19 protein-coding genes and 1 pseudogene are annotated in these 23,628 nt (G+C 34.4%); 13 read left to right on the top strand and 7 right to left on the bottom strand.

Annotation, left to right across the window (positions count from 1 at the left end):
* Both V7014_RS19895 and V7014_RS19900 read right to left on the bottom strand, forming a co-directional pair.
* The coding region (locus tag V7014_RS19895) for an amidohydrolase family protein (RefSeq protein ID WP_335509591.1) at positions 1-1,268 on the bottom strand (1,268 nt) is incomplete at its 3' end.
* A 186-nt stretch (positions 1,269-1,454) separates the two neighbouring features.
* Positions 1,455-2,336 (bottom strand): LysR family transcriptional regulator, encoded by an 882-nt coding sequence (locus tag V7014_RS19900; protein WP_335509592.1) that lies wholly within the window; start codon positions 2,334-2,336, stop codon positions 1,455-1,457.
* A gap of 131 nt (positions 2,337-2,467) precedes the next feature.
* Here V7014_RS19900 and hutG point away from each other — a divergent pair, with 131 nt between their 5' ends.
* The 4 genes from hutG to V7014_RS19920 all read left to right on the top strand — a co-directional run bounded on the left by hutG (position 2,468) and on the right by V7014_RS19920 (position 6,927).
* The gene (hutG, locus tag V7014_RS19905; RefSeq protein ID WP_335509594.1) at positions 2,468-3,445 is read left to right on the top strand and encodes a formimidoylglutamase; all 978 of its coding nucleotides are present in this window, start codon (positions 2,468-2,470) and stop codon (positions 3,443-3,445) included.
* Positions 3,429-4,616 carry a sodium/glutamate symporter gene (gltS, locus tag V7014_RS19910; protein ID WP_335509597.1) on the top strand — a complete coding sequence of 396 codons (1,188 nt, stop codon included), beginning with the start codon at positions 3,429-3,431 and terminating at the stop codon, positions 4,614-4,616. The genes hutG and gltS overlap by 17 nt, the downstream gene beginning before the upstream one ends.
* A 170-nt stretch (positions 4,617-4,786) precedes the next feature.
* A complete protein-coding gene (locus tag V7014_RS19915; protein WP_335509599.1) occupies positions 4,787-5,488 on the top strand; it encodes a response regulator transcription factor in 702 nt (233 codons plus the stop codon).
* 5 nt (positions 5,489-5,493) lie between these two features.
* Positions 5,494-6,927 (top strand): sensor histidine kinase, encoded by a 1,434-nt coding sequence (locus V7014_RS19920; RefSeq protein WP_335509601.1) that lies wholly within the window; start codon positions 5,494-5,496, stop codon positions 6,925-6,927.
* 75 nt (positions 6,928-7,002) lie between these two features.
* Here V7014_RS19920 and V7014_RS19925 read toward each other — a convergent pair whose 3' ends face one another.
* The 3 genes from V7014_RS19925 to V7014_RS19935 are packed head-to-tail and all read right to left on the bottom strand — an operon-like array spanning position 7,003 to position 10,032.
* On the bottom strand, positions 7,003-7,362 hold the full coding sequence (locus V7014_RS19925; protein WP_335509602.1) for a YxeA family protein: 360 nt from the start codon (positions 7,360-7,362) through the stop codon (positions 7,003-7,005).
* Positions 7,363-7,367: 5 nt separating this feature from the next.
* Positions 7,368-9,281: an ABC transporter permease gene (locus V7014_RS19930; protein ID WP_335509604.1), complete on the bottom strand. Its 1,914-nt coding sequence runs from the start codon at positions 9,279-9,281 to the stop codon at positions 7,368-7,370.
* Positions 9,268-10,032: an ABC transporter ATP-binding protein gene (locus V7014_RS19935; protein WP_335509605.1), complete on the bottom strand. Its 765-nt coding sequence runs from the start codon at positions 10,030-10,032 to the stop codon at positions 9,268-9,270. Before V7014_RS19935 ends, V7014_RS19930 begins: the two co-directional genes overlap by 14 nt.
* Before the next feature lie 283 nt (positions 10,033-10,315).
* Between V7014_RS19935 and treP the strand changes: the two genes are divergently transcribed.
* The 8 genes from treP (at position 10,316) to V7014_RS19975 (ending at position 20,304) form a co-directional block, all read left to right on the top strand.
* Positions 10,316-11,743 carry a PTS system trehalose-specific EIIBC component gene (gene treP, locus V7014_RS19940; RefSeq protein ID WP_335509607.1) on the top strand — a complete coding sequence of 476 codons (1,428 nt, stop codon included), beginning with the start codon at positions 10,316-10,318 and terminating at the stop codon, positions 11,741-11,743.
* A 26-nt stretch (positions 11,744-11,769) separates the two neighbouring features.
* Positions 11,770-13,431 (top strand): alpha,alpha-phosphotrehalase, encoded by a 1,662-nt coding sequence (gene treC, locus V7014_RS19945; protein ID WP_335509609.1) that lies wholly within the window; start codon positions 11,770-11,772, stop codon positions 13,429-13,431.
* A gap of 59 nt (positions 13,432-13,490) precedes the next feature.
* On the top strand, positions 13,491-14,198 hold the full coding sequence (gene treR / locus V7014_RS19950; RefSeq protein ID WP_335509611.1) for a trehalose operon repressor: 708 nt from the start codon (positions 13,491-13,493) through the stop codon (positions 14,196-14,198).
* Between the two features lie 186 nt (positions 14,199-14,384).
* Entirely contained in the window at positions 14,385-15,353 is a 969-nt protein-coding gene (locus V7014_RS19955; protein ID WP_335509614.1) for a bile acid:sodium symporter family protein, read from the top strand.
* Positions 15,354-15,648: 295 nt separating this feature from the next.
* On the top strand, positions 15,649-16,755 hold the full coding sequence (locus tag V7014_RS19960; RefSeq protein WP_335509616.1) for a radical SAM/SPASM domain-containing protein: 1,107 nt from the start codon (positions 15,649-15,651) through the stop codon (positions 16,753-16,755).
* Positions 16,756-16,812: 57 nt separating this feature from the next.
* Positions 16,813-18,231 carry a protoporphyrinogen oxidase gene (hemY, locus tag V7014_RS19965; RefSeq protein ID WP_335509618.1) on the top strand — a complete coding sequence of 473 codons (1,419 nt, stop codon included), beginning with the start codon at positions 16,813-16,815 and terminating at the stop codon, positions 18,229-18,231.
* Positions 18,232-18,625: 394 nt separating this feature from the next.
* Positions 18,626-19,609 (top strand): ring-cleaving dioxygenase, encoded by a 984-nt coding sequence (locus V7014_RS19970; RefSeq protein WP_335509620.1) that lies wholly within the window; start codon positions 18,626-18,628, stop codon positions 19,607-19,609.
* A 239-nt stretch (positions 19,610-19,848) separates the two neighbouring features.
* Positions 19,849-20,304: a DUF5071 domain-containing protein gene (locus tag V7014_RS19975; RefSeq protein WP_335509621.1), complete on the top strand. Its 456-nt coding sequence runs from the start codon at positions 19,849-19,851 to the stop codon at positions 20,302-20,304.
* Between the two features lie 106 nt (positions 20,305-20,410).
* Here V7014_RS19975 and V7014_RS19980 read toward each other — a convergent pair whose 3' ends face one another.
* The gene (locus V7014_RS19980; protein ID WP_335509623.1) at positions 20,411-21,283 is read right to left on the bottom strand and encodes a DMT family transporter; all 873 of its coding nucleotides are present in this window, start codon (positions 21,281-21,283) and stop codon (positions 20,411-20,413) included.
* Between the two features lie 235 nt (positions 21,284-21,518).
* Here V7014_RS19980 and V7014_RS19985 point away from each other — a divergent pair, with 235 nt between their 5' ends.
* Complete coding sequence (locus tag V7014_RS19985; protein ID WP_335509625.1) at positions 21,519-22,562, top strand: serine hydrolase domain-containing protein; 1,044 nt, start codon at positions 21,519-21,521, stop codon at positions 22,560-22,562.
* Positions 22,563-22,622: 60 nt separating this feature from the next.
* On the opposite strand, the pseudogene V7014_RS19990 reads toward V7014_RS19985, so the two are convergent.
* A pseudogene (locus V7014_RS19990) lies at positions 22,623-23,562 on the bottom strand (helix-turn-helix transcriptional regulator).
* Between the last annotated feature and the right edge of the window lie 66 nt (positions 23,563-23,628).

Below are 23,628 nucleotides of genomic sequence, written 5' to 3' on the forward strand. Positions count from 1 at the left end.
CACTTTTCGGACAGCCTCGAGTGAAGAAATCTATTTATCACTAATTTGCCTTTATAGTAAACTGCATGAATATCAGAGGAATCTGTTATTTCTAATCCTGGAACACCAGAGGTAACGAGGAAATTCGCATCTTTACCGGGTTCCAAGCTACCAAATTGTTGCTCTTTACCAAGGATGATTGCTGGATTTAAAGTCAATAATGCTAACAAATCATTTTCATAATAACCTCTATTATGTAAAAGTTTCATAGAAGGTTGTGCTATTTCCATTAAAGTTTCCGGTCCTCTTAATTGACAATCTTGATATGGAAGCCAGTCTACATTTGGGTAAGGTGGTAAGTAGGAATCTGTTGCTATTGCTGTAATAATATTCGCTTCAAATAATTGTGCAATTTCTGTAGGAGAATTAGGGACGAGATGTGTTCCTCCTAAAGGTGTTGTCACAATCATTCTTTGAAGCATTGCTGCTTTTGCAATTTGTTCGCTAGTGATGCCATGAGCATGATGTAGTACATCAACTCCCGCATCTAGAACCATATCAATACCTTCTTTACCAGCGACATGTACGCCAATTTTTTTATAATTTTCATGAAAAAGGTGTACAATTTTCTGAAGTTCCTCTTGTGTATATACGATTTCACCCGCTCTTGGTACGGTATCAGCTGTAAAATTAGCTGGTGTCGCATTAAGAAAGATATTTTCTCCCGGATAATCGTTTTCTATTGCTAGTTGCTTAATGAGTTGAGGGTCTATCAATTGTTCTTTTGTTATGGAAGTAGAGCCTGAAACGGCACTGAAATGAACAGGTTGATCAAAGCCAATTGTAATACTTGTTGTGGCAAATGAAATATCGATAGGTAATGCTTTAGCTATCTTTCGATAATCATTAATACGAAACTCGCATTGTGGATGACCGCATAATTGTTCTCCAATCGCCGTAATACCATTGGATAGTGTTTGTAAAATAATCGATTGGGCGGCAAGGAAGTGTGTTTCTTGAGTAATAGGATATAAAGAACTTGGAGCAAATTCTAATAAGTGAGTATGGCAATCTATTAACGATGGAGTAATTATATAATCTTTCAAATCAATGGTTTCGATATTGTGAGTTTGTTCCAATAAGTCAGGAGTAAGTATGTCTTTAATTTTTCCATTATGAATGAGTAATCCACCATTTTCGATTGTACCTAATGAACTTACAGTGATAATCTTGTTTGCTCTAACGATAAAATTGTTTTTCAAAGACTGTAAGCGTCCTCGAAGATGCATAAAGAACCCTCCATGCGTTTTTCTTTATAGAGTATGAATTGGAGTGGGAAGTGTGATTAATGCATAGGGGAAGGTAAAGCTTATTTTCGAGTGAATTGTTATAAGAGAAGTCTGTCTATTGTATTACTTAATTTGAGTAAGAATAGGACACTTTCTATTTTAAGAGGGTGTCCTTTTAAATGTTTTTTAAATAAAATATCGTTTAATATCCTCCAAAAATGTCTGGACAGCGGGAACTAAATAACGATTTTTCATAAATGTTAAATAGACCGTTCTTTCTAATGCTGATGAATCAATCGTTTTCTGGACAATTGATTCATCAATTGGATCATATAAATAATTTTCTGGAATGATGGTGATACCTAGACTTTCACTTACTAATGATAGAGCGGTTTCAAATCGCTCGATTTCAAACTTTATTTTTGGAGATACTTGTTCAATTTTGAAAGCTTTTAAAATATCTTCTCTTGTCTGAAATCCTTCCGTACTGATAATGAAAGGTTCATTTTCTAAATCTTTTAAAGTAATGGATTTCTTCTGAGACAAGGGGTGGTCTTTGTGCAGAACAAGGATTAATCTTTCTTCATATAAAGGGATTGATTCAATATCTTCCTCATGAATAGCTTGGTTTGTAATGATGAAATGTGTGTGATATTTCCTTAAAGACTCTTTAACCGCTTTTCCACTAAGTACTTCTATTAACTTAAAATTCATTAAAGGAAATTGATTTTGGTATTCATGAATCACTCTTGGTATCCAATGCCTCACTGACTCAATCATGCCAATAGTAAGTTCCCCTTTACCGGTAAGCCTCACTTCTTCCATCTCTCTTTTCAAAATATTCATTTGAGAAAGAATTTGAATAGCCTTCTTATATAAGATTACACCCGCATCAGTCAGTTCAATTTTCCTTGTACTTCTTTCAAGCAAGGGGGAGCCTACTTCATCTTCAAAATTTTTAATAGCATTGCTCAATGAAGGCTGTGAAATATGTAGCTTTTGTGCGGCTTTAGAGTAACTTAATAGATCGGCAACTGTCACAAAATAAAGTAATTGTTTTATATCCAAAGAAACCTTCCTCTCATATTTATAGCTTTAAACTATCAACTTATATGAATTATATATTAGAAATTATAAGTCTGCCATTATATAATCAAAAAACGGAGTATATTTCAGAAAGTTCAGAAAGGGTGAGGGGATTGTTAGAGAATAGTTCAGCAGAATTTTGGACTGGAAGAACAGATCATACAGAAAGAAGAAGTAGTTTCCGTTACCATCAAGTGGTGGAAATATGCCATTTGAATAAATTAAGTTCTGCTTTGGAAAACACATGTGCAATAATCGGCTTTGAATGTGAAGAAGGGGTTCGACGTAATCAGGGACGATTAGGTGCAGCACAAGCACCAAATGCAATTAGACAAGCCCTAGCAAGTCTTCCTTGGAAATTGAAAGAAGGAAGCCGTTTAGTTGACGTGGGGAATATTATTTGTCAAAATGAAGAGCTTGAAGAAGCTCAAAAAGCATTGGGGGATGCTATTTCTGACATTTTTGCTAAATCAATGACACCCATTATTTTAGGCGGTGGGCATGAGACTTTGTATGGTCATTATTTAGGTGTTCGCAAGCATATAGGAAAAGACGCTTCACTCGGAATCATCAATATTGATGCTCATTTCGATTTACGCTCGTATGAAGTTCAGCCTTCTTCAGGGACAATGTTCAAACAAATATTGGACGAAGATAAGAATAGTCGTTATTTCGTGCTTGGAGTTCAACGTTATGGAAATACGCAGGAACTATTTGATAAAGCGGATGAACTTGGTGCTAGCTATGTTTACGAAGAAGATATGCACGAAGGTAAGATGGAAGAAATTATTGCTAAAATAAATGAATTTATAGATAAACAAGATTATGTGATACTTACACTTTGTACAGACGTACTTAACGCTGCATTTGCGCCAGGCGTAAGTGCTCCGTCTCCTTTCGGATTAACTCCAATGGGTGTCCGCACACTTATCCGCACGATATTATCTAAAAAGAAAACGCTTTCCTTTGATATTTGTGAAGTGAATCCTGCTTTAGATGAAAATGGTAAAACAGTAAAATTAGGTGCATATTTGACGAATGAAGCCATTATGGCTGTTTTAAGGGGGAACCATGATGACATTAGAACTTAATCAAGTAACTACGATTTTTTTGGCAGTAGCACTTTTAGTATTAGGGACAGCCATTTTAAATAGAGTTGGATTTTTGCAAAAATTTTGTATTCCTGCGCCAGTTATTGGAGGACTATTGTTTGCGATTCTTGCAACGATTTTAAAATCAACTGGTATACTGGAAATCACCTTAGATACCTCACTTCAAAGTCTATTCATGCTTACATTTTTTACAACAGTGGGATTGGGTGCAAGCTTTAAACTGATTAAATTAGGTGGAAAGCTGCTTGTTATTTATTGGTTGGCTTGTGGATTCTTGGCTTTAGCACAAAACGTGATTGGTGTTTCTTTGGCTTCATTGTTCGATATTCATCCATTAATCGGGGTAATGATGGGAGCTGTTTCCATGGAAGGTGGTCATGGAGCGGCAGGAGCATTTGGACAAACTATTGAAGACATGGGAATTAATTCAGCATTGTCAGTTGGAATCGCGGCAGCGACCTTTGGACTAGTAGCTGGTGGATTAGTTGGCGGTCCAACTGTGAAATATTTAGTTTCAAAATATGATTTAAAACCGACTGAGACAGACGTAGAGGTAAAGCATGTTGAAGAGGATGTTAAACCGATTACAACAAATGTCTTTTTCATCCAAGTACTACTTATTACATTCTGTATGGCTTTAGGGACGTATTTAGGCGAACTGTTCTCGTCAGCAACAGGTTTTGTTCTACCTACTTATGTAGGCGCTATGTTTGTGGCAGTCATTGTCCGTAACATTGTGGATAAATTCGATCCTAAAGCAATTGATATGAAGAGTATTAATTTGATTAGTGACGTGACACTTGGAATCTTCTTATCTATGGCTCTTATGAGTATAAAACTATGGGAAATTGCTGATCTTGCACTACCGATGTTAGTAATCGTATTTACACAAGTTGTCTTTATCGTTCTGTTCGGTATTTTCATTTTGTTCCGCATACTAGGCAAAGACTATGATGCAGCAGTTATGGTGGCAGGTTTTACAGGACACGGACTTGGCGCGACACCAAATGCGATGGCAAATATGGCTGCAGTTACACAGCGTTTTGGCCCATCAAGAAAAGCATACTTAATCGTTCCTATTGTTGGAGCCTTTCTTATTGATGTACTTGGCATGCCAATCATTATTACAACGATTAATTTATTTAAATAGGATTAAGAATAAAATAACCCCCTTCGTTTTGAAGGGGGTTATTTTCATTTCAAATTAGCAGTAATAATTAATGTGACGGTATCATGATTAATCATTAAATTTTCTCCAATCCGTACACTTTCTGGGGTAAACTATAGTGTATGCAAAGAAAGTGTTTTGGAGGTAGGAGAATGGATCTTAATCAATGGATTTTAATTATTGACGACGAGGAAGATTTGTCTAATTTGATAAAGACATCTTTACATAAAGAAGGAATAGAAAATGTCATAACAGCGGGCTCGTGTGCGGAAGGGTGGGAGAAGTTCCAGCAATACAATCCTGCACTTGTCTTACTTGATATTATGTTACCTGATGGAGAAGGTTACGATTTATGTAAGAGATTGCGTGTAATATCAAATATTCCTATTCTATTCATTTCGGCAAAAGATGAGGAAGTTGATAAAATTTTAGGTTTAGCAATGGGTGGAGATGATTATATCACTAAACCATTTAGCCCAAAAGAAGTAGCTTATCGAGTTAAAGCACAGCTAAGACGTCTTGGCTACACAGAACATAAAGTAGAACAAAAAAGCTTGAAAGTTGGTCCTTTTGAGCTAAGCGCTAATGAAACAGAATTGAAGAAGAATGGCCAAGCTCTTGAACTCACAGCAAAAGAAATCGGACTAATGAGCTGTTTCATGCATCATTCAAATCAGATTTTGAGCAAGGAAACGTTGCTTGAACATGTGTGGGGCGATGAGTTCTTTGGTTCGGATAATACTGTAATGGTACATATTCGCCGTTTGCGAGAGAAAATCGAAGAAGATCCTTCAAAACCTACGTTGTTATTAACTGTTAAAGGGCTTGGTTATAAATTACATGCCAAGGAGTGAAGCGAATGAAGTGGAAACTAACGCACCGATTTTTAGGTTACGTTGTAGCAATCGTTGTAATTGTTGTTATAGTAAATACACTTCTTCTATTTAGCACACTCATTTTACAAGCCACCAATAACATTTTTGACACAGAAGTAGAAGATGTGGAGAACTTTAGCCGGATTTTTTCACAATATGTAGAAGTCGAAAACGGTGTACCCGTTGTAAATCAAGAAGGTCTTGAACGGCTTAAGGATATGAATGGCTGGGTGCAATTTTTAGATGAAAATGGTGAAGAAGTGAAGGCTTTTAATACGCCTTCAACATTACCAACAAAGTATTCTCCGATTGAGATTGTACAAATGTATAAATATAAAGAAGTAGATGCGGATACAACTGTTTTTGCAGGTGAAGCCAAAAATTACAGTTATTTTTTAGGTATTAAGGATCGAATGGTCAATCGCTATGTATTAACGTTTGATTATAGCAAAGGTTTTAAAGACCTTAACATCATATTTTTAAAATTATTAATTGTGGATGTAATTATCGCATTAGTTATTGGCTTTTTATTTGGTAAAAACTTAACAAAACCACTCAATAAGTTAATTGAAGGAATACAGCAACTTCGCGAGCAACGTTATAAGAAGATGCCTGTACCAGAAGGCGTTTATCAAGATGTTTTTCAAAATATGAATGAACTTTCGGAGAAATTAGACCAGCATGAGAAAGAGCGTAATCAACTTGATCGAATGCGTGAGGAATGGATAAGTAATGTTTCCCATGACATGAAAACACCTCTTTCCTCTATTCATGGCTATGCCGAACTAATGAAAGAACACGCGACAGATTTATCATCACAAGAAACGCTTGAATATGTATCTATTATTACAAAAAAAACAGTATATATGAAAAATTTATTAGATGACCTCAATTTAACTACGCGTCTACGTAATCAACAACTATCTTTGAATTTTGAAGAAGTTAATATCGTAGGATTTGTACGCGAAATGACGATTGAACTGTTAAATGATCTACAATTTAGTCATCGGGTGGTTAATTTTGAGGCAAATGTAAACAAAGCAATGCATAATGTAGATAAAAAGTTACTTAAAAGAGCCATTTTAAACCTTGTCTACAACGCCCTTGTACATAATGATGAAGATGTAATCGTTACAATTCAAATAGACCATATTCATTCACATAGTAAACAAGAGCATAAGTCATTACCTGACGTAGAATATCATACGCAAATTACGATTTGTGATAATGGTCGTGGTATACCTGCAAATGATTTAGAACAAGTATTTGAACGATATTATCGAGGGACAAATACAAACAGTACACATGGAACTGGTCTAGGTATGGCAATTGCTCGCGATATAATTTTAGCTCATAATGGAAGTCTACAGTTGACAAGTGTTGAAAACAAAGGAACCACAATTACAATATGCTTATAAAACTAGCTAGATTTTATAAGATAAGAAGACTCCGAATTTATTACCGGAGTCTTCTTATCGTTTATAGATCATATTTTATTTTAATTTCTCTTGTGCCTTTTCGGGAATGTCTTTGAATTGTACTTCATCATATGATGATACTTCATTCTCTTTTTTAACATACATTTTTAAATAGGCATCTTTGCGTAGGTTTTTTTGAGCATTGAATTCAAGTGTCTTGGATTTTCCTTCATCATTCGTCGCATTTAATTTGTATGAGTAAGTAGTCATTATTTCACCATTACTTAGTTTTTTTTCATGCGGCACTCCATCCTCAGTTATTTGTAAATAATAGTGATTAGCATTCATACGATTAAAATCAACTTTTGTCAGCAATAAGATACCTACAACTCCTATACTAAACACAATTCCTATTATTATTAGAAATTTTTTCATCTTGATCATCCTTCTGTTTTATTATTTTGTGTGATAATGCGATTGTAAGAAACTATTGTTAAGATGTAATACAGACCGTAAATAATTGTATAAGCAATCATCCAGATGATTACAGGTTTTACTAGATTCATAGATAATAAATTAGAAAAAGTCTTTAACGCTACAGCACTGTGTAATAAACCTACAGATAGTGGTGCAAAGAAGATGACGAATACTTGTGAAGCGATTGATTTTCTCATTTCTTTCGCGCTAACACCCATTTTATGAAGCATATTATATTGAGATTTATCTTCTTCTGCTTCTGTTAAAACTTTAAAGTAAATAATGCTACCTGTAGCTGCCAAAAATACAAGGCCAAGGAAGCTACCTATGAAAAGTAGTGAACCGATGTTTTCAACACTTGTTTGGAAATCTTGTGGAGCACTAGAAAATTGAGCTTCTTCAGGAAGTTGTTTTGCAATGTTTTTAGATAACTCTGTAGAGGCGTTATCTACATCTATAACACGATAATTTATGGTTTGTCCGTCTTTTTGTAATGCATCATAATAATCATTTGAAACAATTACGACTAAGCCTGATGTACGTACATTTAAAACGCTTTGTGTTTTAAAGCTTTCAAACGTGATGGCAATATTACTTTCGGATTTAATCATTTTCCCTTCATATTTAGGGGAGAATCTTTCGTCATAACTAACATCCAACATAACAGCATTGTCATTATTGACTTGGATTTTTTCTTTATGTTGCAGTGTTGCAAGTTTGTTATATGTGTTTTCGTTAATAACTGTGTACATTCTTTTATCTGAGCTTTCAAACATCGAATTTAATTCGTTACTATCGAATGTGATCGAGAGTGCTTCGATACTTTCATCATAATTGACATTAGTAAGTTTTCTACTCACTTGTTCATCTGTTTTTGAATCTGATTGTTGATACATAAACGTGTTTGGGTTGGCGGTCTGAACTGAGTCATTTATGTTATAGTAAAGGCTGAATATCGCACCGCCTGCTGTTACTGTAGTAGCACTTAATACCGCAATTATGGTCAATGTACGAGCATTTGCTCGAACACGATATAATAATTGTGAAATTGTGATTAAATGAAGATTTTTCCACAACCAATTTTCTCTTCTTTTAATTCTGTTTAAAATAAATCCTGTTACACTGTAGAATAATAAAAACGTACCAATAATAACTGTTGCCAAAATAATAAGTGGTGTCAGTAATAAACCGATTTGCATCCATACTTTAGAAGTGACCACATCTTGCATTGCGATCCAATAACCGATGCCTACTAGTAAAACTCCAAGAATACATACAATAATAGAAGGTTTTGGTATTACTTCTCCCTTTTTTGATGCGTGAAATAAATCAATTAGTTTAAACTGATAAATTAAACGATACCCTTGAAGGGATGTTAATAGGAAAATAATGAAAAATACAATTGCAGTATTTAAAACTGCCGATTGCGATAAAGTAAATGGTGCGACTGCATCATAGCCCATTAAACGTATCAAAAGTGTCATAAATCCCTTTGAGCAAAGGAATCCAAGTACAATCCCAACTACTAGTGAGATTAAACCTAATAATAAATTTTCAAAAAAGAGCATAAAACCAATTTGACGTTTATGAACTCCTAATAATGCATACAGTGCCACTTCTTTTTTTCGTTTCTTCATAAAGAAAGAATTTGAATATGCTATAAAAATTGTAACGAAAAGTATTAAAATAACGGCTGATGCACTCATAAGTGAATCTATTTTAGGTGAAGAATCTGTTTTATCAGCAATCGTGTCACTATATTTTAACGTCACAAATGTGAAGTATATAACAATACTAAACACCATAGATGCGATATACAGAAAATATTGCTTGAAGTTACGTACAATATTTTTTCTTGCAAGACTAAATAATGTCATCTGCTCCACCTCCAATTGTTGCAAGGACATCTAAGATTTCTTGAAAGAAGGCTTTACGTGTATTTCGACGATAAATTTCTTTTGAGAGCGTACCATCTTTAATAAAAATAATACGATGGCAGAAGCTTGCAGCAAATGCATCATGTGTAACCATGAGGATGGTTGCTTTCTTGTTTTCATTTAAATTGCTTAAGCTTTCAAGTAAATTTGTTGCTGATTTTGAGTCAAGTGCACCTGTTGGTTCATCTGCTAAAATCAAGGCAGGTTCAGTTACTAGTGCTCTAGCTGCAGCAGTTCTTTGCTTTTGCCCACCTGAAATTTGGTAGGGGTATTTCTGTAAGATATTTTCAATACCAAATACGTTCGCAATTATATTCACTATATTATTGATCTCTTTCGCTGGAATCTTCTCAATAGCTAGTGGTAAGAGTATATTTTCCTTTACAGTTAAAGAGTCGAGTAAATTATAATCTTGGAAGATAAAACCAAGATTCTCGCGTCTGAAATCGGCTAAGGCCGCATTCTTCATGTCATGGATACTAATGTCATTCATATATATCTTTCCTTCAGTTGGTGAATCAATCGTTGCTAACATATTTAGCAAAGTTGATTTACCTGCCCCAGAGGGCCCCATAACTCCTACAAATTCACCCTTATGAACATCAAAAGATATATTTTCTATCGCAGTATAAACTGCGCCAGTTTTGCCATATGTTTTTTTAATATTTTCTACTCTTAATAATGGTTCCATCTGTTTTCACCTCGTCAGATTTAATGTTTTTGTTGATATTTATAATATAAATGTTCATCCTTACAGCATTATTGTGCCAACCTTACAGCAACCTTAAATCTTAAAATAATAGAATACTAAGTAAGGCAAATAGATAAATCCTTAAATAAAAGAACGTCCTATCATGTTTTTAAAATAAGAAAATATAATTCTTCCATGAAAGCGTTGACAGAAACCTGTACGTATAGGTAAAATAAAATCAATACCTATACGTACAGGGATAAAAGTAAGGGAGGTTTTTTCAGTGGGTAAATATGCTAACGAAGCAAAAGACTTACTTGAATACATTGGTGGAAAAGAAAACGTTGGCGCTGTTACACATTGTGCAACGCGCATGCGATTTGTATTACAAGATCCATCATTAGCTAACAAAGAAAAAATTGAGAGTTTAAAGAGTGTAAAAGGGGTATTTTCACAGGCAGGTCAATTTCAAGTGATAATCGGTAATGATGTACCGGTTTTTTACAATGATTTCATGGAATTATCGGGTGCTAACTCAGTAAGTAAAGATGAAGCAAAAAGTGCAGCAAAGAATAATATGAATTTCGTTCAAAGACTGATGGCGAATTTGGCTGAAATATTCTCACCAATCATTCCAGCCTTAATTGTTGGAGGTTTGGTACTAGGTTTCAGAAATATTATCGGCGATGTGAAAATGTTCGAAGATGGTACGAAAACACTTGTAGAAATGTCACAATTTTGGGCAGGCTTGCATAGTTTTCTATGGTTAATAGGAGAAGCGATATTCCATTTCTTACCTGTTGGTATTGTGTGGGCTGTTACTAAGAAAATGGGGACAACTCAAATTCTAGGTATTGTTTTAGGTATTACATTAGTGTCTCCTCAGCTATTAAATGCATATGCAGTTGCTGGTGGCGGAGATATACCTGCATGGGATTTTGGATTTGCCCAAATTGATATGATTGGTTATCAAGGCCAAGTCATTCCAGCTATATTAGCAGGTTTTGTTTTAGTTTATTTGGAAAGAGGACTTAGAAAAATTTGTCCATCGTCAATTTCAATGATTATCGTTCCTTTCTTTGCTCTAATACCATCTGTTCTACTTGCACATACTGTATTGGGACCAATTGGTTGGACTATTGGCGAATGGATTTCTTCAGTTGTTTATAACGGTTTAACATCTACATTTGGCTGGTTATTTGCAGCTATATTCGGTTTTGCGTATGCACCATTAGTAATTACAGGCTTACATCATATGACAAATGCTATTGACTTGCAATTAATTGCTGAAATGGGTGGGACAGCACTATGGCCGATGATTGCACTATCTAATATTGCTCAAGGCTCAGCTGTTCTTGCAATGGTGTTTTTACAAAGAAGAGATGAAAAGGCAAAACAAATTAATGTACCTGCTTGTATTTCAGCTTATTTAGGGGTAACGGAACCAGCTTTATTCGGTGTTAACTTGAAATACAGTTTTCCGTTCTTTGCAGGAATGATTGGTTCAAGTGTGGCTGCCATTATTTCTGTTAGCAATAATGCGATGGCCAATTCGATTGGTGTTGGTGGATTACCGGGTATTCTATCGATGCAAACAAGTAGTATGGGAATATTTGCAATTTCAATGGTTGTAGCAATTGTGATTCCATTCTTATTAACAACGATTGTAGGAAGACGTAAATTGCCGGCATATCAAACCGTGCAAAAGTAATAAGGAATGAAAGAGAAGTGGATATAGTGAGGAATTTTAAACAGAGTGTAGTGTATCAAATATACCCTCGCTCATTCAATGATTCCAATGGAGATGGCATAGGTGATTTGCAGGGCGTTATAGAGAAGCTTGATTATTTACAAAAGCTTGGCGTGGATTATATTTGGCTAACACCTTTCTATATTTCGCCACAAAGAGATAATGGTTATGATATTGCTGACTATTATAATATTGATCCATTGTTTGGTGAAATGGAGGATTTTGAAAAGCTAGTTGAAGAAGCGAGCAAAAGAAAAATTGATATTATGCTAGATATGGTTTTTAACCATACTTCGACAGAACATGAATGGTTCAAGAAAGCATTACAAGGAGAAGAAAAGTATAAAAACTTTTATATCTTGAAAGAAGGAAAGAATGGTAAAGAACCAACAAACTGGATTTCTAAATTTGGTGGTTCGGCATGGGAATACAGAGAAGAATTCCAAGAGTATTACTTGCACTTATTTGATGTCACACAAGGTGATTTGAACTGGGAAAACAACGAAGTAAGAGAAGATATTTATAAAGTGGTCAATTTTTGGCTAGATAAAGGAGTGAAAGGTTTTAGATTAGATGTAATTAACCTAATATCTAAGCCAGAAGTATTTGAAGATGACGAAACTGGAGATGGCAGAAGATTTTACACAGATGGCCCGAAAATCCATGAATATTTAAAAGAATTGAATGAAAATACCTTTGGTAAATATGAAGATGTCATTACTGTAGGAGAAATGTCATCAACAACGATTGATCACTGTATTAAGTATTCTAATCCGAACGAAAATGAGCTATCAATGGTATTTAACTTTCACCATTTAAAAGTAGATTATAAAAATCAAGATAAATGGACGTTGATGGATTTTGATTTTCATATGTTAAAGGATATCTTTAAAACGTGGCAGGAAGGGATACAAGAAGGAAATGGCTGGAGCGCTGTCTTTTGGTGCAATCATGACCAGCCACGCATCGTTTCCAGATTCGGTAATGACAAGGAATATCATAAAGAAAGTGCAAAGATGCTTGCTACAACCGTTCATATGATGAGAGGAACACCATATATTTATCAAGGTGAAGAATTTGGAATGCCAAATCCTAATTTCAATCGCATTGAACAATATAGAGATGTGGAGTCCATCAATTATTATACAATTTTGAAGCAGCAAGGTGTGCCAGAGCAAGATATTATAGAGATTTTGAAAGTTAAGTCTCGTGATAATTCTAGAACGCCGATGCAATGGAATGATGAAGATAACGCTGGTTTCACTTCTGGAACACCGTGGATTTCTCTTGGGGATTCAAGCAAGGAAATTAATGCAATGAAAGCTCTCGAAGATCCGAATTCGGTCTTTTATTTCTATCAAAAATTAATTGCTTTACGAAAGGAATATCCGATTATTGCTGAGGGTAATTTCAAAATGATTCTAGAAGATCATGAAAAGGTGATGGCTTACACAAGGTTTTATGAAAACAACTTGCTAATTGTTTTAAATAATTTTTATGCTGAAGAGGCAAAGGTGCAGTTACCAAGCAACGTAATGGAGGGTGTTAAAACTAGTTCCATTTTAATTGGAAATTACGAAAATGCACCTACATTTAGTAAAGAAATCAATCTTAGACCGTACGAATCGATTGTATATTATGTTTACTGAAATAGTTAGAGTCAATTCTTTTTTGTGAAATTTATGATAGAATATTTACGGTGATTAAAATGGATAAGAAATACGTAAATATATATAATGATCTCGTTGATCAAATTGAGAACGAAGTATATGCGGTTAATGATAAATTGCCTTCCGAGAAAAGTTTAATGGAGTTTTATTCAGTTTCTCGCGATACGATTCGAAAATCATTAAATAAATTAGAGCAAAATGGATATATTAGCAAAGTGAACGGAAAAGGTTCGTTTGTATTGGATATTCAAAAATTCGACTTTCCTGTTTCAAAGGTTGTTTCATTCAAAGAATTGTCTGAGCAACTAGGGGAAACAGTTACAACAGAAGTTGATGTTTTGGATTGTAGCATCCCGAGTAAAAATATAATGAAGAAATTAAAACTTGATTCTAATGAGAATGTGTGGACAATCATTAGAAAAAGAATATTTGATGGACAAAAAGTTATATTGGATAAAGATTATATACCACAGAAGTATGTAAGCCATCTAACTGAAGAGATTTGTCAGGATTCTCTATACAGTTATATTGAAGGTGAGTTGGGATATAAAATAGCATATGCCAGAAAAGAAATTACTGTCCAAATGGCTAATGAAGAAGATAAAAAGTATTTAGATATGAAAGACTTCGACATGATTGTCGTTATTAAAAGCTTCACATATTTAGATGATACAAGCTTATTTCAATATACAGAATCGCGACATAGACCGGATAAATTTAAGTTCGTTGATTTTGCTCGAAGATAATGTACCTTTCGTGCATCATAAATAAGCTCAAACTCTGTAGTATAAAGGGTTTGAGCTTTTTCTATTTATAGATATTTATATATTTATCTTAATTCGAAAGTAGATTTATTTTTCTAACTATTGTCTATATTTAGATAATAATGTATAATCTCATACATTATCAAAATATATTATTGGAGGTATAGAATGAAGGCTTTAGAGCGATTTAGTCAGTTTGTTAGTAGTACTTTTGCTATTTGGGTGCTGATTTTTGCAACAGTAGCATATTTGTCTCCTTCTTCATTTGTATGGATTGGAGAATATATTACTATTTTATTAGGAATAGTTATGTTTGGAATGGGCTTAACGATCTCTGGAGCAGATTTCAAAGAGGTATTTACAAGACCAAAGGATGTAGCTGTTGGTGTTGTTGGTCAATTTCTCATCATGCCTGCCCTTGCATTTTTATTAGCGAAGGGCTTAGACTTACCACCGGAAATTGCAGTAGGGGTTATTTTAGTAGGATGTTGCCCAGGAGGAACCTCATCTAACGTTATGACATTTTTATCAAAAGGTGATGTAGCGTTATCCGTAACAGTTACTTCGGTTACGACATTATTAGCACCAATTGTAACACCAGCACTAATTTTATTATTAGCGAGTGAATGGATCAATATTGAACCAGCATCATTATTCATTTCTATTGTTCAAGTTGTTCTTATTCCAATTGTTTTAGGTTTAATTGTTCAGAAGTTATTTAATAAACAAGCAAAAGCTAGTGTAAAGGTGATGCCATTAGTTTCAGTGGTTGCAATCGTAGCAATAGTGTCAGCTGTAGTTGCGGGTAGTCAAGAGCAAATTGCTGAAACGGGTGCAATGATTTTTGCAGTTGTTGTGCTTCACAATGTATTGGGCTATTTAATTGGTTTCTTCTTTGCTAAAATATTTAAAATGAATTTGGCTAAGAAGAAGGCAATTGCAATTGAAGTTGGTATGCAAAACTCTGGATTAGGTGCAACACTTGCGACTGCTCATTTCTCTCCACTAGCAGCAGTTCCAAGCGCCATTTTCAGTGTTTGGCATAATATTTCGGGACCGATATTAGCTACTATTTTCAGTAAAATGAAAGAAAAGGATGAAGTTGCTACTGATCATAAAACATCACAAAATGTATAGATTTTTGTTACATACTGAAAGCTCGCTTACTAGCGAGCTTTTATTTTCAACAGATTGATGAATCTTACATCTTTTCTAAAATAAAAAGAAGCTTTTTTGTTAGAATAATTAAAGAATATTAATGAATTTAGAATATATCGAGAGGGTGATTTATTTGAATGTTCTTTTTTACATGGAATACTTTGTGAAGAATGTAACAATTGATTAGGATTGATACGATAAAGATGAAACATCGAGAGTAGCAAAACAAGGCCCGAAATTTGACTAAAATACTTTTTACTAAGGAGTGTATTTCATGTCCATGAAAGTGGAACAGCCATTGAAACATCGACATTTTACTAATTCTGAAAAGGTATCTCGCTTAATTTTTTGGGAGTTAACTGAAGGGTGTAATTTGAAATGTGTACATTGTCGTGCGACTGCACAGCCAGTTCGATCACGAGATGAACTGTCAACCGAAAAAGCTTTTCAAGTAATTGATGAGTTAGCAGATTTTGCTAAACCGTTACTCATTTTAACGGGTGGGGAGCCTTTGTATCGTCCTGATTTTTTTGAAATTGCAGAGTACGCTACACAAAAAGGGTTATCTGTTGCAATGGCATCGAATGGAACATTGATTACCGAAGATATCGCGAAGAAAATAAAAGAAGTGGGCATAAAACGGGTTGCTATAAGTTTTGATGGACCAAATTCGAGTATCCATGATCATTTCAGAGGTTTAGAAGGTTCTTTTGAACAAGCGCTACAAGGGGCAAGAAATGTAAAAAACCAAGGCATTCAACTTCAATTTAATACGACAATTACGTCACATAATGCTGATTACTTGGAAGACATGATTGAGTTGTGCAAACAAAACAATGTTGATGCACTTCACTTATTCATGCTAGTACCGGTTGGATGTGGTGTTCAGATTGTTGAAAGCAACATGTTAAGCTCAAGTAGATATGAGGAAGTACTAGAATGGTTTTATGAAAGGTCTCAAGAAGTAGATTTTGAGATTCGTGCCACTTGTGCACCTCATTATTATCGAATTATGAGACAGAAAGCAAAGGAGAAAGGTGAACGTGTTACTGTACAATCACATGGAATGGCCGCAGTTACAAAAGGCTGCTTAGCAGGTACAAGCGTATGCTTTATTTCCCATAAAGGAGATATACAACCATGTGGTTATCTGCCAATTAAAGCTGGGTCATTAATGAAACAACATTTTAGCGATATTTGGAGAAATTCTTCTCTTTTTCAACAACTACGTGATCCTAAACTAATTGAAGGAAAATGTGGTCAATGTGAATACATAAATGTTTGCTCAGGTTGCCGTGCCAGAGCGTACTATGATACGAATAACTTTCTTTCTGAAGAACCATATTGTGATTATATACCGAAATATCATTCCAAATTGTAATTTCTTAAATAACTTCAGACTAGGGGAAACAATTACATTTAAGAAGAAGGCGATAAAATGGTTGAGGAAAAAAGGTCAAAGGTTGTAATTATTGGTGGAGGCATTACTGGTTTAACAACAGCTTATTATTTACTTCAGGAAAAAAAGAATCAATCATTACCTATTGATATTGTATTAATCGAAACGAGTTCAAGACTGGGTGGGAAAATTCAAACGACTATACGAGATGGCTTTATTATTGAAGGAGGGCCTGACTGTTTTCTTGAACGAAAAACAAGCGCAACTAGGTTGGCTAAAGAAGTAGGTATGGAGCATGAATTAGTGAACAACACAGCCGGTAAATCATTTGTGCTTGCGAGAGAAAAATTATACGCTATGCCTGGTGGAGCAATAATGGGAATTCCAACGCAAATTGCACCATTTGTAACAACAGGGTTATTTTCACCGATTGGTAAGTTGAGAGCAGCTGCCGATTTTGTATTACCAAAATCAAAGGAAAAACAAGATCAGCCTTTAGGTGCTTTTTTCAGAAGAAGACTAGGTGATGAAGTAGTTGAAAATTTAATTGAACCTTTATTATCTGGTATATATGCTGGTGATATCGATGAAATGAGTTTAATGTCGACATTTCCACAGTTTTATCAAGTAGAGCAGAAGTACGGAAGTCTCGTACTTGGAATGAAGAGAGCTACTCCGGCAAAACCTAAAACGAAAGCAAATTCAAAATCAAAAAAAGGTATGTTTTTAACAATTAAAACGGGACTGCAATCATTCGTCGATCAAATTGAATTAGCTTTAGATGAAGTAACAATCTTAAAGAATACGAAGGTACAAACTCTTGCAAAGGAAGGCAAGCAGTACCGATTACAATTAAATGATACTACTGTCATAGAGGCTGATACAGTTGTTGTAACGATTCCTCATCAAGAAGCTGCTTCCATTTTATCGAATTTTCCGTTTATGGCACCTTTCACAAATGTTCCTTCTACTAGTGTTGCAACGGTAGCGATGGCATTTAACCAAAGTGCTATTAAAGATGATATAAATGGAACAGGTTTTGTCGTATCAAGAAAATGTGATTATTCAATTACAGCTTGTACATGGGCTCATAAAAAATGGCCTCATTCTAGCCCAAAAGGAAAGGCACTACTTCGTTGCTATGTTGGAAGGCCAAATGATTCGAAAATTGTTGATCTATCAAATAAGGATATTGAGAAAATCGTTTTAAATGATTTAAATAAAACGATGAACATTACGGAGCAACCTGAGTTTACCGTAATATCAAGATGGAAAGAAGCAATGCCTCAATATACAGTTGGTCATAAAGAAAGAATAGAACAGTTGAAAAAAGATTTGAATGAATCTTTACCTGGAGTTATCTTTTCGGGTAGTTCATATGAAGGCTTAGGCTTGCCGGATTGTATTGATCAAGGTGAAGCGGCAGTGAAAGATGTAATCCATTATTTATATAATTGACTATTAAGCATTAATTATTATTAAGGAAGATTAATATTAGTACTTGTTTCTATTCGATACAGACTGCGTTAAAAAGTGCAGTCTGTATTATTTTTTGTAGCTTTGAGATAAAGTTTGATTAAATAAATTAACGCTTTTAACCTTTAATAGAGCATACGATAAAGAACAACTTTTTTATCAATCTGATAGGTTGACAACTGAAGCGGATTTATGATAAATTTATCTCGAATTAAAGATAATTGATTTAGAGATATTTAACGCATTAATAGAAAATGAATATTGAGAAGAAAATAAGAATGATAATTTTTTAAATAATTATCTCGAATCGGAGATAAATAAAACTGAAATAAACATTCTCACACAAAATGAAAAGAGATAATAGGAGGAAAAGAAAATGAATCATTTAAAAGGTATTCACCACGTTACAGCAATCACAAGCAGTGCCGAAAAAAACTATGAATTTTTCACTTACGTTTTAGGGATGCGTTTAGTGAAAAAAACAGTTAATCAGGATGACATTCAAACGTATCACTTATTTTTCGCGGATGATAAGGGAAGTGCTGGTACGGATATGACGTTTTTCGATTTCCCGAATATTCCTAAAGGGGTACATGGAACAAATGAAATTGCAAAAACATCATTTCGTGTCCCGACAGATGCGGCACTTGAATATTGGGTAAAACGTTTTAATCGACTTAAAGTTGAACATACGGGTATTAATGAACAATTTGGGAAAAAGACATTATCATTTATCGATTTTGATGATCAACAGTATCAATTGATTTCAGATGAAAACAATAAAGGTGTGGCGTCTGGCACACCTTGGCAAAAAGGACCGATTCCATTAGAATTCGCAATTACAGGATTAGGACCAATTTTCATTCGTATCGCAGATTTCAATTTCTTCAAGCAAATGCTAGAGAAAGTGATGTTATTCAAAGAAATTGATGCAGAAGGTTCTTATCATTTATTTGAAGTGGGTGAAGGAGGAAATGGTGCACAAATTATTGTAGAACATAATACAGTGTTACCGATTGCACGACAAGGATATGGTACAGTACACCATGCTGCGTTCCGCGTAGAGGACCGATCAGTGTTGGATGAGTGGACGGAACGTCTTGAAGATTTTGGATATCAGACATCTGGATATGTGAATCGTTATTTCTTTGAATCGCTTTATGCCCGTGTAGCACCACAAATTTTATTTGAATGGGCGACAGATGGTCCTGGATTTATGGGAGATGAACCTTACGAAACAGTAGGAGAAAAACTATCATTACCACCGTTTTTAGAAAAGCAACGTCAACATATTGAAAAACTTGTACGACCAATTGATACTGTGAGAAGTACGATTGAATTTGAGAAAGAGTATGAATAACTTCAATAATAGATAAGTGTTCAAACCAAAAAGGATTGAGAAAGTTCGCTAATAATAAAAGCCTTAAATTCTTTGACGTAATTAAGAGTTTAAGGCTTTATTTTGCTTATCTCAGGTAGTGAAAGGTTGGCACCATTGAATCAATTAGAGTAGCAGAATATGATTTATGATATGATGACAGGGAATATTTCAATACAAATTGAATTTTTAGTATCTTATTAAAAATTGAGGAAATGAAAATGACTGCCTTAGAGAAACTTATTTTAGATTTAAACTGGCATAAACCTGACGCTATTCAGGAATATGCAATGGACGAACTTTCGAAATTAAAAGGTAAAGATGTTGTGCTACTAGCCAAACAGTCTAATGATTTATTGAGTAAATGCTGTTGGTATAATGCTTCTATTGTGCTTAATCAAATAGGTTATCCTAATAATCAAGAAGCCTTGCCATATTTGATGGAATGGTTCCAGGATACTAACTGGCCAGGAGTAGATATTATCATTGTTCTATTAAAGAATATCGATCCTTCGATTGTTAAACCTTTTATTGAACAAGGTATTATGCGTGCAATGGAAGAACATGACGAAGATTGGGGATTAGGGTTATTGTGGTTAATTAATGATTTGAATATGTCATCATTATTTGAAGACAATTTGATTAAAGAATTGAAGTTTCTTGCAAATTATGATTGATTACTTGAGGTTAATTGAAAGAATAGGAGTATGAATCCAATGAACAAAATTATACCAATATAAAAGCAAAAGCTGATTGGCAAGCGACCAATCAGCTTTTGAATGCCTATTCTTCTCTTATGACCAATAATACCCCGATAAAGATTAGTATTGTTCCTATCCAAAATGATAAGCCAATACTTTCACCTAACAATAACCATCCTAAAAATGTACCAACTATCGGTTGTAAAAAGAAAAATAATCCTCCACTTGAAGCGTTAAGCATTTGGAGTCCACGATTCCACAGTATAAAGCCACATGCGGTAGATATTACTCCTAAGTATAAAAGACCACCCCAAATTGATGGATGCATCATTGCGTGTACATCGAGCTTTCCTAGTTGACCAAGTGTAAAGGGCGTTAATAGAACAATTGCGACAAGAATAGCATAGCTTGTTACGACAATTTGTGAATATTGCTTTGGTACCCGTTTAATTAGAATAGACATAAGTGACCATGTTAGGGCAGCAATAAGCAGTGAGATACCACCAAGCTGTAGTGATGAATCGATATGAGCATTTCCAACAATAATCCAGACTCCACATGACGCTAAAATAATGGAAATAGCTTTTTTAAACGTGATCTTTTCCTTTAAAATGACACGTGCGAAAAGTACCATAAATGCCGGTGTTGTTGATGTGATAATGGCCCCCATTTGTGCAGTAGATAGCATTGTACCGACTTCTTGGGTTACGATTGAAATCGTATTTCCAATTAATCCAATCATAAAAATTAATAGCCAGTCTTTTTTCGCAATCCGCCATGATTGTTTTGTAATTAACCCAATCATTAGTAAAGCGATTAGGGCAATGACATAGCGCAGCCATACCAATTCAAGTGGTGGCACAATATCTACTACAACTTTGACCACAACATACATTCCGCCCCAGATACTAGCAGCGAGAGATAAATATAAAGAACCTAATAAAGTGTTTTTCATTAATGTTATCCTCCGTTTGGGCTTAGACAATTACTATTGTCCTTAACGGAGATATAGTTATTTCACCGTTAAGGGAGAATAACTACTGGTACATCATTTTCGAATAAAGGTGACCACATCATCAATTTTCAACTCGCTTTCAGAATATTTACTTAATCATATAATGCTTTTGTTCAATTGAGTATAATTTATTTGAGATAAGCTTGTTATCGTAACTCAAAAATGGAGGTATTTTATGAGGCTAAAAAGTAATAACATTAGTGAGCAATTAAAGCATTATCATGTAACTGGTTTAAGCCTTGCGTTAATTGATAAGTGCCAAATTAGTATGGCAGAAGGATACGGTCTTCTTGAGGTAGGAACCGATAATAAAATAAATAGTAATACTATTTTTAATGCCTGTTCAATTAGTAAGTTTGTAACCTCAATGCTTGTTATGAAATTAACGGAGCAAGGTATTTTAGATTTAGATGAAGATGTTAACAAAAGACTGACATCATGGAAAGTACCTGAAAATGAACTAACTCTAAAAAAAATAGTCACATTACGGAGCTTGCTAAGTCATCAATCGGGCGTTGTAGATCCTGAAGGTAGTTTTACAGAATTAAATTCTATTTATGGTTTTCCTAGTAACGTTGATGTATTAGAAGGTAGAACATCCTATTGTGCTGCACCAATTGAAGTTAAGTATGAACCAGAGAGTGACTTTCAATATTCTGATGCAGGCTTTTGTATCATACAGCAGTTAATAGAAGATAGTCTTGGAAAATCATTTAAAGACGTAATGAATGAGCAAATATTTCTTCCGTTGAAAATGAAAAATAGTTCATTTGAGTATGTATTACCGGATTCAAGAAGAGAAGATTTTGCTTGTGGCCATAAAGATGGGAAAACAGTGCAGAATAAATTTACGATTTATCCGTATTCAGTAGCTGCCGGGTTATGGACAACACCTTCAGATTTAGCACTTTTGACCATTGAATTAATGAATACTCTAAAAGGGAAAAGTAGGTTAGGTCTATCTATAAATAAAGCAAATGAAATGATTACGTACCAAGGCTGTAAAGGTTGGAACGGACTAGGGCTTTTTCTAGATGGTTCCAAACAAAATATTGAAATTTCTTCATTAGGTTGGGGTGTAGGTTTTCAATGTATGATGGTGGCATACCCTCATTTGGAAAGTGGTGCCGTCATTATGACTAATACGGATTTAGGTGTTCATCAATTAAAGGGCATTATAGGAGCAGTTTATAACGCCCTTATTCCTAAAAGATTTTAGATGACTACAGGAGGGTGTGATCTATTAGAAAGTAGCATAAAAGCTAGAATAAACACTTTGTTAGACATCTTGATACATAGTTAAAACTTCTTCGGCTTTTTGACGCAAACCATCTATCAATTCCTTAGGTTCTAGAATTCTTGCGTGAATCCCAAGGCGATAAAAAAGAGGAGTTATAAAACCAAGTTCACCTTTGTCAATCATTGAATCAATATATCCTGTTCCATTATCTTTCGTCTCTACCAAACCTTCAAAACTAGGGACGCTTTTACATTGACGGACACCTTCTGTAGTTAATAAAACATGCAATCGAATTGGATTTTTTACTTCATTAGATTTAAACCATTGTTCTAAATTTATAAATTCATCATCATTTTTTTCAGTTGATAAGATAGATGTTATGCGATCCACACGATATAGTAATATTTTTTCCTTATTATAATCGTAAGCCGGTAAATACCATAATCCATCATGAGCATATACACCGATAGGTCGGAGGTGCTTAGTAGTTATTCCAGATTTAGATTCATACTGAATGTGTAAATTACTATTTGCACTAGAAGCCTCTAGAACATCATTCAGGAATGGTGCATCTATTGTTCTTTTAGGGTTCCAAAAAGCTATATAAGAACGCATTTTGTCTACTTTTGATTTGGCATCATCTTGTAGGGAACTATATAGTTTATGTGTTACTGAACTTATTTTCGGTATCAAATGGTAAATTGTGATAATAGCTTAAAGATTGGAAAGCAAAAAAGATTGAAACGGCTTCTTCTTCTGTAAATAAAATAGGTGGTAACATTCTATTGGTTAAAACGGTATATCCACCATTCCGTCCTTGTTCAGCATATATCGGTAAACCCATATCGCTTAAGTCCAATATGTATCGATGAACGGTACGTATAGAAATATTAAATTCATCTGCAATTTCTTGAGCTGTAAACTTCCTTTTAGCACTAGCAAATAAAAGAATATCCAATAGACGCTTGGCTTTTGACATATTTCTCACCTTTTCTTTTTTAACATGACATAACTTGTCATGTTTTAGAGATAGTATAGTGTTTAT

It is taken from the genome of Bacillus sp. JJ722, assembly GCF_036963345.1.
Taxonomy (GTDB): Bacteria; Bacillota; Bacilli; order Bacillales; family DSM-1321; genus Bacillus_AD.

Coding starts and splice junctions, on each gene's coding strand:
- gltS (WP_335509597.1), top strand. CDS start 3,429: ATGACATTAGAACTTAATCAAGTAACTACGATTTTTTTGGCAGTAGCA.
- V7014_RS19915 (WP_335509599.1), top strand. CDS start 4,787: ATGGATCTTAATCAATGGATTTTAATTATTGACGACGAGGAAGATTTG.
- V7014_RS19920 (WP_335509601.1), top strand. CDS start 5,494: ATGAAGTGGAAACTAACGCACCGATTTTTAGGTTACGTTGTAGCAATC.
- V7014_RS19925 (WP_335509602.1), bottom strand. CDS start 7,362: ATGAAAAAATTTCTAATAATAATAGGAATTGTGTTTAGTATAGGAGTT.
- V7014_RS19930 (WP_335509604.1), bottom strand. CDS start 9,281: ATGACATTATTTAGTCTTGCAAGAAAAAATATTGTACGTAACTTCAAG.
- V7014_RS19935 (WP_335509605.1), bottom strand. CDS start 10,032: ATGGAACCATTATTAAGAGTAGAAAATATTAAAAAAACATATGGCAAA.
- treR (WP_335509611.1), top strand. CDS start 13,491: ATGGATAAGAAATACGTAAATATATATAATGATCTCGTTGATCAAATT.
- V7014_RS19955 (WP_335509614.1), top strand. CDS start 14,385: ATGAAGGCTTTAGAGCGATTTAGTCAGTTTGTTAGTAGTACTTTTGCT.
- V7014_RS19960 (WP_335509616.1), top strand. CDS start 15,649: ATGTCCATGAAAGTGGAACAGCCATTGAAACATCGACATTTTACTAAT.
- hemY (WP_335509618.1), top strand. CDS start 16,813: ATGGTTGAGGAAAAAAGGTCAAAGGTTGTAATTATTGGTGGAGGCATT.
- V7014_RS19970 (WP_335509620.1), top strand. CDS start 18,626: ATGAATCATTTAAAAGGTATTCACCACGTTACAGCAATCACAAGCAGT.
- V7014_RS19975 (WP_335509621.1), top strand. CDS start 19,849: ATGACTGCCTTAGAGAAACTTATTTTAGATTTAAACTGGCATAAACCT.
- V7014_RS19980 (WP_335509623.1), bottom strand. CDS start 21,283: ATGAAAAACACTTTATTAGGTTCTTTATATTTATCTCTCGCTGCTAGT.
- V7014_RS19985 (WP_335509625.1), top strand. CDS start 21,519: ATGAGGCTAAAAAGTAATAACATTAGTGAGCAATTAAAGCATTATCAT.